Annotated in this window: 14 protein-coding genes; 1 reads left to right on the top strand and 13 read right to left on the bottom strand. The window is 37.7% G+C overall.

The features are described 5' to 3' along the window. Positions 1-53: 53 nt before the first annotated feature. The 13 genes from ACWGOO_RS07280 to ACWGOO_RS07220 form a co-directional block, all read right to left on the bottom strand. Positions 54-806 carry a tyrosine-type recombinase/integrase gene (locus tag ACWGOO_RS07280; protein ID WP_452482117.1) on the bottom strand — a complete coding sequence of 251 codons (753 nt, stop codon included), beginning with the start codon at positions 804-806 and terminating at the stop codon, positions 54-56. Positions 807-965: 159 nt separating this feature from the next. Beyond that, a complete protein-coding gene (locus tag ACWGOO_RS07275) occupies positions 966-1,709 on the bottom strand; it encodes a transposase (RefSeq protein ID WP_452482116.1) in 744 nt (247 codons plus the stop codon). 110 nt (positions 1,710-1,819) lie between these two features. After that, on the bottom strand, positions 1,820-2,605 hold the full coding sequence (locus tag ACWGOO_RS07270; RefSeq protein ID WP_452482115.1) for a GNAT family N-acetyltransferase: 786 nt from the start codon (positions 2,603-2,605) through the stop codon (positions 1,820-1,822). A gap of 176 nt (positions 2,606-2,781) precedes the next feature. Then, entirely contained in the window at positions 2,782-2,943 is a 162-nt protein-coding gene (locus ACWGOO_RS07265) for a hypothetical protein (RefSeq protein ID WP_189338241.1), read from the bottom strand. Between the two features lie 18 nt (positions 2,944-2,961). Next, the gene (locus ACWGOO_RS07260; RefSeq protein WP_452482114.1) at positions 2,962-4,227 is read right to left on the bottom strand and encodes a DNA modification methylase; all 1,266 of its coding nucleotides are present in this window, start codon (positions 4,225-4,227) and stop codon (positions 2,962-2,964) included. Beyond that, positions 4,217-4,354 carry a hypothetical protein gene (locus ACWGOO_RS07255; protein ID WP_452482113.1) on the bottom strand — a complete coding sequence of 46 codons (138 nt, stop codon included), beginning with the start codon at positions 4,352-4,354 and terminating at the stop codon, positions 4,217-4,219. Before ACWGOO_RS07255 ends, ACWGOO_RS07260 begins: the two co-directional genes overlap by 11 nt. Before the next feature lie 843 nt (positions 4,355-5,197). Continuing rightward, entirely contained in the window at positions 5,198-5,812 is a 615-nt protein-coding gene (locus tag ACWGOO_RS07250) for a phage/plasmid primase, P4 family (RefSeq protein ID WP_452482112.1), read from the bottom strand. Positions 5,813-6,682: 870 nt separating this feature from the next. Next, complete coding sequence (locus ACWGOO_RS07245) at positions 6,683-8,092, bottom strand: TIGR02679 domain-containing protein (RefSeq protein ID WP_452482111.1); 1,410 nt, start codon at positions 8,090-8,092, stop codon at positions 6,683-6,685. A 9-nt stretch (positions 8,093-8,101) separates the two neighbouring features. Next, positions 8,102-12,211 (bottom strand): TIGR02680 family protein, encoded by a 4,110-nt coding sequence (locus ACWGOO_RS07240; RefSeq protein ID WP_452482110.1) that lies wholly within the window; start codon positions 12,209-12,211, stop codon positions 8,102-8,104. A 12-nt stretch (positions 12,212-12,223) separates the two neighbouring features. Next, positions 12,224-13,450, bottom strand: a complete 1,227-nt coding sequence (locus tag ACWGOO_RS07235) for a TIGR02678 family protein (protein WP_452482109.1) — start codon at positions 13,448-13,450, stop codon at positions 12,224-12,226. Positions 13,451-13,481: 31 nt separating this feature from the next. Next, on the bottom strand, positions 13,482-15,017 hold the full coding sequence (locus tag ACWGOO_RS07230) for a TIGR02677 family protein (protein ID WP_452482108.1): 1,536 nt from the start codon (positions 15,015-15,017) through the stop codon (positions 13,482-13,484). Between the two features lie 43 nt (positions 15,018-15,060). After that, positions 15,061-15,261 carry a TIR domain-containing protein gene (locus ACWGOO_RS07225; RefSeq protein WP_452482107.1) on the bottom strand — a complete coding sequence of 67 codons (201 nt, stop codon included), beginning with the start codon at positions 15,259-15,261 and terminating at the stop codon, positions 15,061-15,063. Then, entirely contained in the window at positions 15,207-15,494 is a 288-nt protein-coding gene (locus ACWGOO_RS07220; protein ID WP_452482106.1) for a TIR domain-containing protein, read from the bottom strand. The genes ACWGOO_RS07225 and ACWGOO_RS07220 overlap by 55 nt, the downstream gene beginning before the upstream one ends. A 103-nt stretch (positions 15,495-15,597) precedes the next feature. On the opposite strand from ACWGOO_RS07220, the gene ACWGOO_RS07215 reads away from it, so the two are divergent. After that, positions 15,598-16,107, top strand: coding sequence for a transposase (locus ACWGOO_RS07215; RefSeq protein ID WP_452482105.1), 510 nt, complete (start codon positions 15,598-15,600; stop codon positions 16,105-16,107). Positions 16,108-16,219: the final 112 nt, after the last annotated feature.

Genomic DNA, 16,219 nt, shown 5'->3' with positions numbered 1-16,219 from the left:
CAACCATATCCTGCTGTGTTGTTAGTGTATAGATATTGGTTGTCGCTACGTGGTCATGTCCAAGGATTTGCTGAATGGTCGTCAATGGAGTCGTTTTGACCAGCTTGCCTGAGCATATGGGGTGTGACCTTTACGTTGACCCGATCTCCATATTTGTTCAGAATCAGATTAATCGCATTTCGCTCCAATGCTCCACGCTGCCCCATACATAGATACTCTGATTCCACTTGTGGTCTGATTTCAAGATATCGGGTAATGGCTTTTCGCACATCCTTATTCAATGGTATGGTACGAAAGGAATTCCCTTTACCGAATACCTTCAACAATCCTTTGCGTTCACTTATTTCAATATCCTTCAGCTTGATGCCAACTAATTCGCTTACCCGTATCCCTGTTCCCAGCAACAATTCAATCATACAGATATGCATCCGATTGCCCATCCGGTGAATTTCATTTCGCAGCTTCCACAAATCCTTTTCCGCTAACCCTTTGTATTGGTGAACAACCTTGTTCCTGACCGCTTCGATATGTATTTCTTCCTTAATATATCCTTGTTGGTGCATCCACTGAGCAAATACGTTGACGCTGGCGATTTTACGATTGATGGTGAGTATCGCTTGATTGGTACTTTGCAGATACTTCTTGTACTCTACTCCATCCAATTCAATCCATTTGTCCAGTCCATATTCCGTCTTGCCCCGATACCAAGCTATGAACTGCAATACGTCCCGAATATAGCAGGAAACCGTATTTTCACTCCGATCCTTGCTCCGTAAATGTACTTCAAACCCTTGAATATAGTTCATATTTCCCCTCACCTTTCGCTCGTGTGTCACATCATAGCGTTGATGCGAGGGAAAGTCCACTGATTACATAACTTATCTTATGCACTGAATTCGGGCAATTTACAGGCTAATTCAGGGCTGAAACTGGCGTTTATCTATACAAATACTGACGACATAACGTTATAACTGCGAATCATCTGGCTCTGTGTATCCTTCCTCAATCTCGACCGATTCCTCAATAGCTTCATAATCGGCCTCCACTACATCAGCTTCGATCATATCCAGAAATAGCTGCTTTCGCTCCTGTTCCAGTGCTTTTGTATTCACCACCAACTCACGTCGATCATTCCACTCGTTAGGTGCACGGTTCTTTAAGTAGAAGATCATCGCCGTCGGATTGGGAGGCTGATATCGTTTTACTTTTTCGATACGCGTCTTCTTTTTTCCATTTTTGTCCTCTTCAATAATCGTCTTTATCTCTTCATATTCATATCCCGTTGCAGCTTTCAAAAGTGAATTTTCCACGTGGGATATAGGGACAGATTTGCTCCATTTGACTAGTTCAGCCAGCATCGGATGTTTATCAATATACTCGTACCAAGTCGTTTTACCAATGTCGAGTTTCCTGATAATGTCCTCTGCGTTCATGCCTTCTTCGAACCATTGCTGAATCTCCGCTAGTCTAGGATATACATGTGTTTCCCACTTGGTTGGACGTTCCAACGCTTCCGCAAATTTAGGATGCTTTCTACGGTAATCGCCTAATGTCCAAATATGAATATTAAGTCGCTTAGCAATCTCTTCATCCGTTGCTCCTTCACGTACCCAAACGGGAATATCTCTAAGCCGTGGCACAACAAATTGATCATACTTGGTTAGTATTTTAGGTTTGTTCCTTTTTGGTTTGTCATTGTTTTTGCTCATTAACTCACCTCCAGTTATCTAAAATAGAGTTCTAAACTGCCGTTGTCTTGATTAAACTGTCGTGTCCCACTAGCTCTATAAGAAGCACCAGAACATTGAAGATCATTCTCTTATCCTCTGATTTCGGTAATATTTTTCCCACCTAAAAATGCATGTCCGGTTTTCAATTTACCGGCTGTTTGAAATCCATACTTTTGATATACTTTTTCTATGGATTCATTTATCGGAAAAACCCAAAGTTTTTTTATTCCTCTATTCATTACTTCTTTTTGAATAAACTGAATAACTTCTCCTATTAAGCCTCGTCCTCTAAACTTTTCAATTGTAGCTACACTTTCCATTCGAGCTTGATTCCCATCTTCAAAAATACAAGCGGTGGAACAGGCTATTCCATCGTATCGAAGAAGATAGTGTGTGAACGAACAGTAGTTGAATTGTTCTTCATAGACCTTCTCAATGATTTCCCTTCCTCCAAACTCTTTAATGCTACTCTCTATAGATAAAGCTTCTTGGTAATTTTCTTTTGTTACTTTTTCGATAGTAATTCTGTTGTTATTAACGATTTCAACCACTCGATTATTCCATAATTGAACTGGACAAATTAATTCTTCATATCTAAAATTCTTTGACTTTAATTCAGCAATCATATTTTGTTGGTTTTCTAAGTTGTAGATATAGAATCTTGGTATGATTTTTTTGGAATTGTAATATCTAATTACTTCATCTATTACTAACGGTGCATGATCACACGGATTACTTACATGTGCGTGATTTGCATCATAATAATTTGGAAGGCTTTCATTACAAAATATTGAACCCCATTTGGTATCAGTTCGGGTAGTAAAGGTTTCTAAGTATGCAAAATCAAGCACAAAAACATCTCGTAAATTTATCATATAGTTGCTCCTAGAATATATATTTAACAACAACCAAATTATAGCACACCTCTATTTTCCTTATTCAACTAGCCTGCCCGTTAACAAAATAGCATAACCCATTGCTCATTTTATGCTCACCTCCATCACGAAAAAAGGGAACAAGCCATAATAGCCCATTCCCCATATGTATCAGTTTATCCTTCTAACTCAGCCTCGTAAAACAATTCGATATCCTCAATCACCTTCTGAATCAACTCATTGTCCTCCATAGCTTCCTCAGTCCCAAGCACATTTACCTTTTCGGCTTGCATGCCTTTTAGGAATCGAATCACCATATTCACTTTTGCCTTACCCAACTCAATCACCCTTTCGGTTTATTCAGCACATGATACCTCTGACCTTGCCGACTCAGCAACAACTTCTTGATAGCTAAACCGTTTACCATCTCGAATCAAATATACATTGCTATCGCTACCAACGTGGGCAATATATCGCTTCACAATCACATCTACATATTTAGGATCAAGCTCACTCGTATAACAAATTCGATCCGTTTCCTCACAAGCAATCAATGTTGAACCTGAACCACCAAATGGATCAAACACGATATCACCTAGTTTGCTCGAATTCTTGATCGGGTAACTAATCAAAGGAATCGGCTTCATCGTGGGGTGATATTCATTCCGGAAGGGACGATCAAATTGCCATAATGTCGCCTGCTTTCGATCACTGTTCCAGTAGTGTCCACTTGTTGGCTTCCAACCGTACAATACGGGTTCGTGCATCCAGTGATAATCTTGTCTACCCATAACCATCGCTTGCTTTGCCCATATGCAGCATTGTGCCAGTTTGAATCCAGCTTCAATAAATGCCTTTCTAAAATTCAAGCCTTCACTATCTGCATGGAACACATAAATACTTGCTCCATCATCTGCTACTTCAAACATTTGAGTATAAGCAGCCAATAGGAAATCATAAAATTGGTTATTGTCCATCTTATCGTTCTCAATTTTCAGAGCATTCTTCGTTTTGCCTGTGTAGTCCACATTATAAGGTGGATCGGTCACAATGAGCTGAGCCTTCTTCCCATCCATCAATGTTGCGATATCCTGCGGATTAGTCGAGTCACCGCATATGAGCCTATGCTTACCAAGTAGCCAAATGTCACCTTTACGAGTGATCGGATGTTCAGGTAATGCTTCTTCTACATTAAAATCATCCTCATCATCCACATTTTCCTCATGTAATGTATCCAATAGGCGCTCACACTCGCTCATATCAAATCCAGTTAGAGAAAGATCATAATCAGCCAGTTTTAATTCTTCCAGTTCCTGCGCTAACAATTCAAAATTCCAATCCGCATACTCAGCCGTTTTGTTATCAGCGATTCTGAAGGCTTTGACCTGATCAGGCGTTAAATCATCCACCAGTATCGTTGGAACTTGCTTTAACCCAAGCTTCTTAGCTGCTAACAGACGAGTATGACCTGCTATGATTTCATGATTACTGTCAATTAGAATGGGATTTTTAAATCCATAACTTTGAATACTCGTTGCTACATAATCTACAGCTTTCTCATTATTTCTGGCGTTTTTTATGTACGGAATTAACGTTTCTACGTTTACGTATTTAATTTCCAATCCATTTCATCCCCCTTTCTACCTTCATTTTTAAAAAGGCTGCAATCCACATCCAGGTGTAAAACACACCAATTGCAGTAATAAATCGTAATATTTCTACGATTATTGCTTGTAACATTAATAGCATTTATATTTCTCCTCTCTAAATGAAAAAGGAACCCTAGCTCATAGCCAGAGTTCCCGTGTTATGATTCTATAATTGTAAATCTACTCATTGTGTCACGTGACACATCTCAAACTATGTAGGTTCAAGTCCTCAATTCGTGTAGTTTAAAATTTTACAAATAATAGTCCAATTCAGCAAGATTAATTTCAACCTGTAAATCAAAAATTTTAAAACGATATTCCTAGCCAGTTAATAATATGACTTGATTACGTGTATGAATGTTGCTGAATGTATGTATGGTCTATACGTGGGATAGGGGAAACTCAAAACCGTGATAAAACCACTTCGCTACGCTTCGTAAACGGTAGTATCGCCTGCCGACGTTTCCCCTCCCACACCCAACCCCATTTCGGCTAATTAAGTTCACTTTTTCAACTCCAATCATCCCTTTACTCTAAAATTCATGGCTAGACATATGTATTCATATCCTATCACAGCCTCTCTACGGGCTGACAAGCCCATTGTATAAATCCATCTATAGACATGTTTCCTATTCTCCGTCCGTTTGTTTCCAATTATATAACGCCAAATTCCTGTCTTCGCTCCAATTTCTCCATTATAATTGTGGATTTTTATTAGCTGTTTCCATGTTTCCAGTTTTGAGCACTCCTTATCACATATACACTCTTCACCAGCACATAATATTCGATCAAATATTATTTATATGTATTTCTCTCAAGAGTTAAAAAAACAGGAAACATGGAAACAAACTCATGATTCTCTATATATACAAACTATTTTTCCGTTTCCAATTGTACTCAAAACAGAAAATGAATAGGAAACAGATGCTGCAAACAGGAAACATTATATTTTGATACCAAACCAACACGGAACTGAATTGCCACTTGTAGTTCTGGCCTTCTTCTGATACACCTTATTCTTAAGTTTTGCTTTGATATGCTTATTAAATTGAGTCACCGTTTCAGGTTTAAATCCACCCTGTTTACACCATGCAGCATACTTCGCATATAACCTTTTGCATTCGATTCGGCTTTCATGTTGTTTTGAAGCTTCATTTTCGATTTGACATTCTTCATCTATGAACAGCATAATGACATCCGATTCCATTTGATACGTTTTAACTTGATCCTTAATCGTTTGTGAATATGAAAATCCACCTTGTTGTTCAAGTCGTCTTAAACCTTCAAGCGCATAATTCAATAGTGTCGATAAAGCGGATGGAGTCGTCAGTTTATGAATTAACTTCGTGTCCTTTTGTTGATCCGTAAACTTTCGAGTAAAAGGAAACACCATCAACCTTCTAAAAAATCCGTCACTATGATCACTACTTTTCGGCAATTCATTGGCACTAAACAACAATTTACAAAACGGTTCAAAGTTAAAGGGATCTTTTCCCTTTTTCTCTGCGTTTAATCCTTCACCACTGGCAAGCACCTTGAGGTTACCTGTAGAGTTCAATACTATCCGTTCTAAGCAGCAGCCTGCTCACATCTTTATTCTTCATCTTTTGAAGAAGTGGAGTTTTTAACTGGGTTGAAAGAAACTGGAGGTTTCTATAAACACAGCAACATCCAATCCTGGGCTGGCGTCAGTGATTCTAAAGACTGTCTTCAGACTGCTTTATAAAGCCCTAGTCGGTTAAATAAATGAGATGAATACACGATACGAAATCACAGATTAACAACGGCAGAGAATCAAAAAGATCTTTTCCCACCCAAGCGAGACCATAGGGAGGAAGGTCAATCGACAGATGTAAATGCCTTTCTATAGGTCGCTTGTTCGGGCGCTCCATGGCAGGTTAATGGACCTCTACCCGAAATAGGAACCTATGTTTACTGGTTTTCGGCGCTGCAAAAGGAGAGGATCTAGGATAACGTTCATGAGCACTTTTCGTTGGAACGAAGTGTTGTGGTCAATACTACGATTGTGTGAGTCCACTAGCATGTTCCCTTGCACAAATGGATGACAGGTATTGGACGATTCTGAGAAGGTATTCACAGCACAAAATGCATACATTATAACCATTAAATATGTTCTTTCAACCAATCCCATGACACAGATGTAATACGAGCTCTTTTAGGAGAACAGTAACAACAGGAAAATTCTATAATCCCAGGTAAGAAAAATCACCGTGTCCAGTGAAGTATGATCGAGATCTCTATAAGGAACGTCACTTTGTGGAATACTTTTTTACAAAGTGAAAAAATATCGCCGACTTACCACTCGTTATGATAAATTAGCCTGCACTTTTCAGTTTTTTTAACGCTAGCTTCCATTCTCGTATGGCTTGCTTAGATTGGAAGACACTTTCTAAATAGGAACATATATTTAAATAGCCCCACATATAACTTCAATCCAATCTTTACCCAACTCTTTACCAAATGATTCCTGATAAACTTTGGCCCCAATCTGTACCATCTCTCTTTCCAACACACCTTCATCCTTTCTAAGAAGTTTCAAATCCTCTTCAGACAAAGTTTTACTTTTGGGAGCAACATACTTACGGTATATAAAAGAATCCATGCGCCAGGCATTAAATTGTGCTGTGAATTGCTCTTTCATTCCGTATAACATTTGAATACCAGGTACATCAATATCACCAGAATAATAGATAGCACAATTTGGATTTGAGGCAAGACATTTTTCTATGAATAATTTAGAAGCAGTTCTAGCTTGTCCAATAGTACAGAGAAGAACTGGGAAGTTTATTGGAAGTTGTTCTAGCGAAAGGTCATTTTTATTTAGAAAGTGAATGGTTTCATCCGCGAGATAAGAGATAATAGACGGATTCTCAATAATATATAATGCTGAATACTTAGGAAGCTGCTGAATTTCCTCAACCTCTCTCAAGTTGATTGTGCGTGGAGAAGTCCCCCTAACAAGATTGGGTACGAAAATATGCGAGATAGAACTAAGATCATCATCCAATACATCGAAATTCCTATAAATCTGTCGTTCAAATAGATATTCAGGAACAACTGTTTTCTCATTTTTTTGAATCTTATCAAATACTGATTTATGGTTATCTATGTCATGAAGAGCATGCCATAATAGTCTTCCTCCTGCCCTTTTTTTATCAAATGCATGAGGATCTTCTGTGACATAAGCTGCAAAAGTAGGTAATCTGATCTTTCCAGTAGAGATGCCTTGTTTCTCAAGCATTTCATTCTTTCTCATAAGAAGGTGCCATAATGCACTCATGCAGACAAATAAATCGGAATATGCATCCTCACCTTTATTAGAAATATTTTTTAAAACTCTATAGCCTTCGCCCTCTCCGTTCTTCAACCTACCAAACCAGTTAAACGTCTTTTGAGAAAACTTCTCAAGTTCTGTTGTTGTAATGCTAAATTCATTTATAAAATCGCGTTCAACTTTTTCAAAAAGCTGAATCCACGCTGATAATTTCAACTCTTTTTGTTCACGATTTGTGAGCAACTGACTGTTATACAACACTTCGTAAAGTTCAGGTATGGTTAATCCATACCCCCGTTCTAATTCTTCCGAAAAAATAGCTAAATGAACTTCAACTTCAGAACCAGGAAATATCAACTGAGTTACTCGATTACCAAAGTAATTTTGCAACTTTTCAGCTTCAGCCTTTGATCTCACAATAATACGAGCATTGCCTTTTACACCATTCTGCCCTTTGTATTTGGTAAACACTGCTTTCAACAGATTTTCAAGTAAAGGGTCTGAATAGTATTGCTTCGCCGTTTTACGATTTAACAGTTCCATAATACACCTCTAATTAACTAAGACTTTACTTTCTCCATTCCAACGATAGTGGAACAAGCTAACAAACTCTGTATCTTTTGGTCTATAGATTTCATAAATGGCCAGACTCGGTACAGTATCGTAACAGCCCCATAGCACTTGGGATGTCATGATATAATCAAAGCCCATATCAGTGAGTAAATGAAACATGTCTCGCATGTTAGCATCATCTACACCCGCAAACGCTTCATCTAATGAGATTATCCTTGGTGCATCCTGGTTTGCCTCACTATATCTTGAATACGTAGCTGCAAATAAAGGAATATACATAGCCATAGCCTTCTCTCCACCACTTAGAACGTTAAACTTCGAGTCAGTCAGTTCTGTATAATTTGTTCTATCTCCTTTTATGTGTTCCAATTTAAACTCAAACCACGTACGATAATCCAATTGTGAATAGATATAATTGCGCAAAACTCCCTCCTCTCTCTGGGCCTCCTGTTTTGCTTGTAGAATTCTCTTCCGAAAATGAGTTATGACTTGCTCAACTTGTTCGTCATCCATCCGATGTTGTTCTAACATTAATAGACTGACCAATTTTTCTGTGTCTAGTTCATCTTCATTTTTACGCTGTAACGGAAGCCATTTTAATGAAAGCTTTAGACCACTTGAAGTATCTCTTTGTTTCATTAAATCATTCATCTGAAAAACCCAGGCTCTGGCACGGTAAATTCTTTTGCGAATTACTTTGCCTACACTTCCAATAATGATTTCTTCATAGAGTTCCCTGTCTTTAGCAGTTAATAGAATTTCTTGTTCTTCCATCAGTTGATTTAACTCATTTAATAACGTGTTTGGGGTAAGGGGGTGTACGCGGTCTCTTTTAGAGAGAATAGTAATTCTACTTGAGCCAGTAGCTCCATATTCCATGTCAATGGCATACTCCTGCAAATTGACTTTAGATTTATGAAACTCTTTAGTTAGATCATTAACCATCCGCTCTTGAGCCATATTAAAGAATAATTCCCTATACTCTCTTATAATCTGCTTACAATAGTTAGCGATGTCCCTTATCAGAATTTCCTCTGTAATTAACTCATTGATTTCTTTTGATAAGGGCAGTAGACCAAGATGTATTTCCTTTTTCCATTTTTCAATTCCATCGCTGAGCAATTCTTGACTTTCATTTAGCATTATATGACAGTTTTCAAGATGTCCTTCAGCTTTACCTAATTGAGTGCTCTGCTCTTCTCGAATCCCATGCAAAAGAGATAGCTCTCTTCCTAGCAACTCTTTTTCCTCTTTATAATCCGAAATCCGTCTGTGAATATCTTCAATTCCTAACTTTTTAACGATTTCATGAAGCAGCTTAACTTGCTCTGTCCGTTTCACTTTACGACTTAGCTTATCCTCTAATTCTATTTGATCATCTTCTACTGACATAAGCAAAATTGAGTATTGTTCTTCTCGATTAGCCTTAATTTCAGAGGTATTTCGGTATTGTAACAATTGTGAATGCAACTCGGAGATATAACCGTAATAAACAGAGCAACCATCTATTGCCTCATTGATCTGTGATTCATTTTTAAGTAAAGACCAATCTGCTGTTTGTTCCATCAATTCTATCTGTATGGCTCTCCATTCTGATACCTTTAACTTGTAACGCTCCTCTACTTTTTGTTCTTGTTCCATTGAATGTTCCAATCGAATTGTTGTTTTTAATACCATTTCCAGTTGGCTTTGCAGTTCGGCATCTTGAGGGAAAGATTTAATTTCAAGGTCCATATTTTGCTGATTCATAGTTAACTCATGCAACTGCTGATCAATGTTATTCAATTGTTTTTTTAGATGCTGTATTTCTGCTTCCAGCTTGGCCATTTCCAATTGTTTTGTACATAAACGGTTTGCCTCTCCAATAAATTCAGAGCGTGACTTTGAATTATTACTTCCGGAAAGAGGTCCTAAGCTGAAATACCCTGTTTCTGTAATTAATGCTCCATGTTGTTCACTGCAGTTATCCAATGGAGTACTCTGATCACTCCAACTAATTGAATTCAGTGCATGATTAATATCTTCTACTGATAACCCACTTTTTTCTGTAGGTGTCGCATGTAGAACTGAACAAAGTGTCTTACCTTTGATCAGACTCGAAGGTTGAATTTGAATCCATACTTCTTCATTATTTGGCTGTTCGATTATTGATATTTGTCCCCCAGGTAAGATCCAAGCATCCAGCAATCCGGCCTGATCTAGTGTTTCTTCCAGTTGTGCCTGTTGAATCTCCGTTAAAGCTTCACTAAAGTCACATACTGCATATAGTGGCGCCCCGGAGCCTGATTTCCTATTTTTCCTTTCAGACTTTCTCTTTTCTGTTCTTCTAGGCTCAGGTTCCTTGGCAACCTTCCATTCCTCAAGCTCCTGTTCAAGTTTAAGTTTCTCATTTTCAATGGAAACTGCTTCTTGGTTCAAGCGCACTCTTTGCTGTATATACGACTCTTTTTGTTGCTCATAAGCTTGCAGAGCCGGTTGCCTTACAGGATCATACTGACGATTAGTAACATCTAGTTCAGTTAAAGCACGCAGGCTTTCTCTCAGTTGCTCCCCTTGCACAGGCAGAAACTTTAGTTCCTGATACCAGGATACTAAATTCTCTCTTATATGTTCTTTTATTGTCTCAAGCTTCTCCACTTGTGTATTCTGTTCCTCTTCCGCTTGGTGACGTTGTTGAAGAACTTCTCCAAGCTGTATTTCCATTTCTTTTGCGGTTCTTGCTGCCTCTTCCTGTTTCCTAGCAGTTTGCTGAGCAACTAACAATCGTTTCTTATGAGAATCTAAATCTTGTCGCCAGTTTTTATACCACTGATTTCCTTCAGGAATCCCCCGGTTCCAAATGCCATGATAAATGTCATGCTCATGGAATTCGATTACTCGTGCCATGTCTTCCAACTTGCCAATCGTTCCTTCTTGCTCCTTCTTAATTTGACTTAACGAATCAGATAATATTGAAATCTCCTCAATTAGTTGAATTATTTTAGCTTCATTAGAAGCAATTCTCTCTGTAAGTATGTTAATTTGCCTGTGGATTTCCTTTAATTGTTCTTCGTAAAGTTCTAACTCTTTTAGTTTCCCCATAGCTTCTCCCTGGGTTAAAACTTCAAGGTCCCCTTCTACAATTCCAAGACGTTGTTTACAATCTTTTAATTTTTGAACAACTTTATCCTTCGTCTCTTCTAACAATTGGATTTGCTTTTCCGCATGTTTCAATTGGCTTAGATTTTGATTGTAAGCTTTCCACTTATGAACAACATCATTTGATGTCTGGTATAATAAAAATTTATTGTAGCGAGCATAACTTTGCTCAAGATTGGTAAGTTCCCGCACATGTAATTGAAGTTCGTCCAGACGGTCAGTAATTTGGTCCATATCCTCAAGAACATCTGATAATGAGCTTAAGTCTTCTTCCATAAGTGGAGGCAAAGATTTATTAAGAATTTCATAGATTGACGAAGGCTTTAAATCTTTGGATAACTTAGGACTCCGCAGCTCCAATAGTAGCTTTAATAGATCTTTATAGGACTCCGTTTCCCTGAATCCAAATATCGCCTTGTTCACCATATCGCGATATGCATTTTGTTCCTGAACAACCTGTCCACCAGAACCTAATTTTTCTTCTAAAACTTTCTTATTGAGAGGTATCTTATTCCCCTCTTCCAGCCACAAATTTCGATCATACAGATAAAAATCTTCATTAATTCTTCGATTGTCTTCAATTAGAAATCCCCAAAAGCCAAGCTGTGTTACGCCACGACGAGCCCTAATGCCAATACCGATTGTTTTGTACAAATTTTTTATTGGGTGATAAAATTCAAGCCAAAGATAACCTGTTCTGTCTGTGTGACCTTGATTCCCGTCACCTAACAGATAATATTCAATACGTCTATCACGTGACCCAAATGGATCCAGACGTTCGGGTCTCTTATCTCCGTCAAGTACGAGAGGAATCAAACTCTGCATAGTGACCGATTTGCCGGAACCATTGGTCCCCCGTAAAATTAATCTACCTTCTTCAAATATAAATTCTTCTTCATCGTAATACCAAAAATTCAGGATTCCAGCCCTGTTCATCTGCCACCGTTCCACATTAAGTTCCCCCTAATCGTCCTGCTCTGTTGATCCATACTTAACTTCCCATCTTCCTGCCGCTCCATTCAATACAAAAAACATGTGATCTTCCCAATATCCAAATCCCCATTCAGTGAGATGGTCACATATTTGTTCAGCCAGCTCAGTTGATTTCTTTTTTGTATGTTCATTAGTCCAAAACTCGCTAAAAGATGATTTCAAATAAATAAGTATACGTTCAATTTCATTTTTTGTTAAACGCACAATACCACTCAAATCAACCTTTAGATCCAATTCTACGTTTACAGTCATCTTTCGCACTTCTCCACATAAAAGCATTGCCAAATCAGACAGAGCAAGTTGTGTTGGAAACATCTCTGATTCAGACATCGTATTGGTTTCGAACAAGAGAATTCCTTCTCTGTAACGACTCCCTTCCCACCCAAACATTGTCTTCATATTTTTCATTAAAAAATTTGCTTCTCGATGAAGATATGACGGATCACCATGCCATTGGTAATCTAATAGTATAGGTTCCAGTAGAAAACGCCGGTATAATTCATGTCTCTTTTTTATATCTATCTCTGCAGCATCCCAACCATATGTCATTGTTTCCTTTAACTCAACCATATTACTATAACTGGATAACTCCGCTGGGAAACTTCTTAACATATAACGCGAATAAAGAGTACATTCATACAACACATCATGATGTTCATAATTTGACGCCCAATTCGCCTCCTCACCATCTACAGAACGAACAACATTCAAATTTTTTAATTTTTTTAACGCTCTCGCCATGGATAAACGATGGTAGTAATTCTTCCAATCAACGTCCAATCCTTGTTCCACCATGTACTGTCTAATCTCAATTACCAATTGGGTTAGCAAAAACTGATCGCCTTCTGTTTTATTCTCTAGATACCACAGACTATATGTAAATAGGGCATAATCCATTGGTTCACGAAACTCTTGAAACCCCATCCATGGGAATGCCTCTGCTGGAACTTTTTCCAGTTTAATGAAATTTCTATTCATAATAATGGAATAGCCCGTATAATTCATGAACCACTCTTTTATTTCAAAATATTGATCTTTAATCCAATAATAAATTTCAGCATTCTTTTCCTTATCAATCCACGGACGATTCAATAAAGCATTCATACAAATTTGTTTTCTTTCCTCAATCTCGTTACGATCTGGACGGTTCATTCGTTGTCTTCTGGCACTGAGCTTACCCACTTTAATCTTTACCATGTACATATTCCTCCAAAATAACGTTCTCTGGTTACAATTCATTAAACCAAGCTATCTGGTATGTCCAAGCTTTACGATTAATAACCACGAATTTGAAACGGTAATTTATCAGCTCAAGCGTGCCATCTTCGCAATGAAGTAGAGCACGTTCTTTGTCAGGAGGATGGCTCAACTCTATTTTTATTCCTTCTGAAGTCTGAATCAAATAAGTAGAGGAAGCATTACAGCGACTAATCCAGTCTAACAATTGTAGTCTGGTCGTTTCCCTTATGGTTTCAAATTCTGAAACAGAAATACTCCCATTATCAACCATACGAATCAAAAATTCTAACTCTTGCTTTTGCTTAATCAAAAATGCTTCTCTGAATTGTTCTTTTAATGCGCTGTTATCAATAACTGCCTTTATGTCATGTCGTTCACTTCTTTTTCTATTTCGTGGACGGATCGTTCGTGAAATTACTTTCTCCTTCCACATTGACATTTCTTTACTGTCAGACTCACGTGAGTCTTCACCTTGTAGATGACGAGCTGGAAATAGACCAAACACATATGCTGATAATTTATGTGCAGTATCAAGGTCCTGAATTCCATAAAACCATTTACCTAAGTAATCCAGATCTTGCTTCCTACTAATATTAGAACGTTTTCTTTCCTGAATACGAACGGCACTTCGTACTACCTTTACAATAGCTTCTTTTGTAGCACGCTCCAATAAAACAGAATCACTAATTGAATCGTGATCACCTAGAAACCATCTGCTGAGACTATTCCATTTATCTAAAAGTTCATCCAAGTATTGTTCCTTGGTTACTAGATGTTCCAATTTAGGGATGCACCATTCATCATCCACTACTGCATCCAAAAATAAATCTCGAACTCCAAAAGTTATCTGATGTAGGTTCCCTTCAATTTTATATGAACGTCTCTGTAGTGCCTGTATAAAATCCTGTAAGTAATGAGTGATCGAATCCTTATATAATAAGAAACTATCCGTGGCCATTAAATCTTCAGCCATTCCTGTTTGAAGACTTGCGATGTAATCCACAGATGCCTCATGTAAGGTTTGAAATGAACTAAATAATACCCTCCAATATTCCAAGGCTTTAGCTGGTTCATATTCACCTGCATTCTCTCTGATTTTAAATAATGTATCTGCAATTGTGTCAAATAGAGTCGGTTCCAACGAACCCCCATAACCTCGAATGGATTCCAAACTCTCAAGCATTCTTTCAATCTCAATGGAATAGGGAGTCAGTAGATAACGAAACTTTTTACGAAGATATTCTTCAACGGTAACTGCGCGCTCTCCATCATGCTGTGCAGTCAAATTCCCCCATTCCGCTAATTGAGTAAGATCTATTTGGCATTGTTCTAATGTGTAATTTTTATGTAAGTCCCACTCTAACAAACCCTCATAGATTTGTTCTGGTTTAAGCCAATAGTTTAATTTTTGATACTGTTGATAGACATAACGCATAATAGCACGATAACGTGTAACGTTATCCGCATTAACGTATTTTAATTCCGTAATTCCGCGCAGCGATTGCAAATTAGGGATTTTATCCACAATAACCTCCTTATTTCTCAAAAATATCCGTCTATTTCCCCTTTTATTTTCTAGGACTCAGTAGTCTCAGCCATGCAAGCAGTTCTCTTTCCGCCCTATATTCTCTGTCCAAATTACAGTAAATTACACCGCTTAAATCTGACGGTATGGATGAAGATCCTCTTCTGCAAATAATAGTTCGATCAAGTCCTAAATGGCCTTTAAATAAACCATACTCATAAAGGACATTAGGCTTAGGGTGCAAATTAAACTCATCGCAAACAAAACTTGATTATCCTCACTGAATATAAGGATTGCAGCATCTACGTGTTTGCAGATGTTGTCAAGACTCTCGCTCATATGATTCCCGAGAAGGAATACCCCAGGTGAAGTCCACGGGACAACACCATGCCCTACTTCTTCAATCAACTCTGCTATCTTTCTTAAATCATCAAGTGCGCTTGGCGTATTTGCACTTCCAAGAAATATGTTCACCATGCTATGGGACTCCCTCCAAAATTAGTCGGTAAACACATTCTACAACCAACTTCTTTTTTTTACCATACCTAGTCTTGTTTAAAATTAGAAGAGTAAATATAATATGGCTATAAAACAGTTTGAAGTAAATGAATTTTGCAATCATACAATTAAGGAGGTAAAAATGATGAATGATTATACAGATCAGTACCACTATTTAGAAAACTGTAATTCAATAAAGGAACTACAAGAGTTTCGTAAAAACACCTGGTTGCTTCTTAACAAGATTGACAAAAAAATAAACAATTCATCTTCAAAACATACTACAATCATGTGTCCCAACTGTCACAGCAGTCACACCAAAAAGAATGGAAGAATACAGAAACGATCACTTTGCCTTGACTGCGGACAATCCTTTTCAAACGACAATAAATCGAACATTTTCCAGAAGAAGATCTACCCTGAAAAGATGGTCAAACTCATTTGTTTGATTTATAAAACAGAAAATAGCACTGTTGAAATTCTTAAAGAAATTAATTTAACACGCAATACTTACAAAAAATGGAGAAATGAGATTATATCTTTCTTTCCATTCCTTAAAGATTACTTTGAAAAAAGGTCTAAAACCCCCTAACTTCTCTTCCTCACCTACATTTAAGGCGAAATTGATAAAAAAATTTATTTTAGGTATCTCTTTAAAATACTACCGTGTCAAGCACTCCAAGTTTATCCCTATCGCAGAGGAT

The organism is Paenibacillus sp. NPDC055715 (assembly GCF_053617595.1).
Note: the sequence above shows the minus strand (reverse complement) of the source record. Positions and strands in the feature narration are given on the sequence as shown.

Excerpts from the sequence above, each read along its gene's own strand:
- ACWGOO_RS07280 (WP_452482117.1), bottom strand. The coding sequence starts at position 806 with ATGAACTATATTCAAGGGTTTGAAGTACATTTACGGAGCAAGGATCGG.
- ACWGOO_RS07275 (WP_452482116.1), bottom strand. The coding sequence starts at position 1,709 with ATGAGCAAAAACAATGACAAACCAAAAAGGAACAAACCTAAAATACTA.
- ACWGOO_RS07270 (WP_452482115.1), bottom strand. The coding sequence starts at position 2,605 with ATGATAAATTTACGAGATGTTTTTGTGCTTGATTTTGCATACTTAGAA.
- ACWGOO_RS07255 (WP_452482113.1), bottom strand. The coding sequence starts at position 4,354 with ATGCTATTAATGTTACAAGCAATAATCGTAGAAATATTACGATTTATT.
- ACWGOO_RS07245 (WP_452482111.1), bottom strand. The coding sequence starts at position 8,092 with ATGGAACTGTTAAATCGTAAAACGGCGAAGCAATACTATTCAGACCCT.
- ACWGOO_RS07235 (WP_452482109.1), bottom strand. The coding sequence starts at position 13,450 with ATGGTAAAGATTAAAGTGGGTAAGCTCAGTGCCAGAAGACAACGAATG.
- ACWGOO_RS07220 (WP_452482106.1), bottom strand. The coding sequence starts at position 15,494 with ATGGTGAACATATTTCTTGGAAGTGCAAATACGCCAAGCGCACTTGAT.
- ACWGOO_RS07215 (WP_452482105.1), top strand. The coding sequence starts at position 15,598 with ATGGCTATAAAACAGTTTGAAGTAAATGAATTTTGCAATCATACAATT.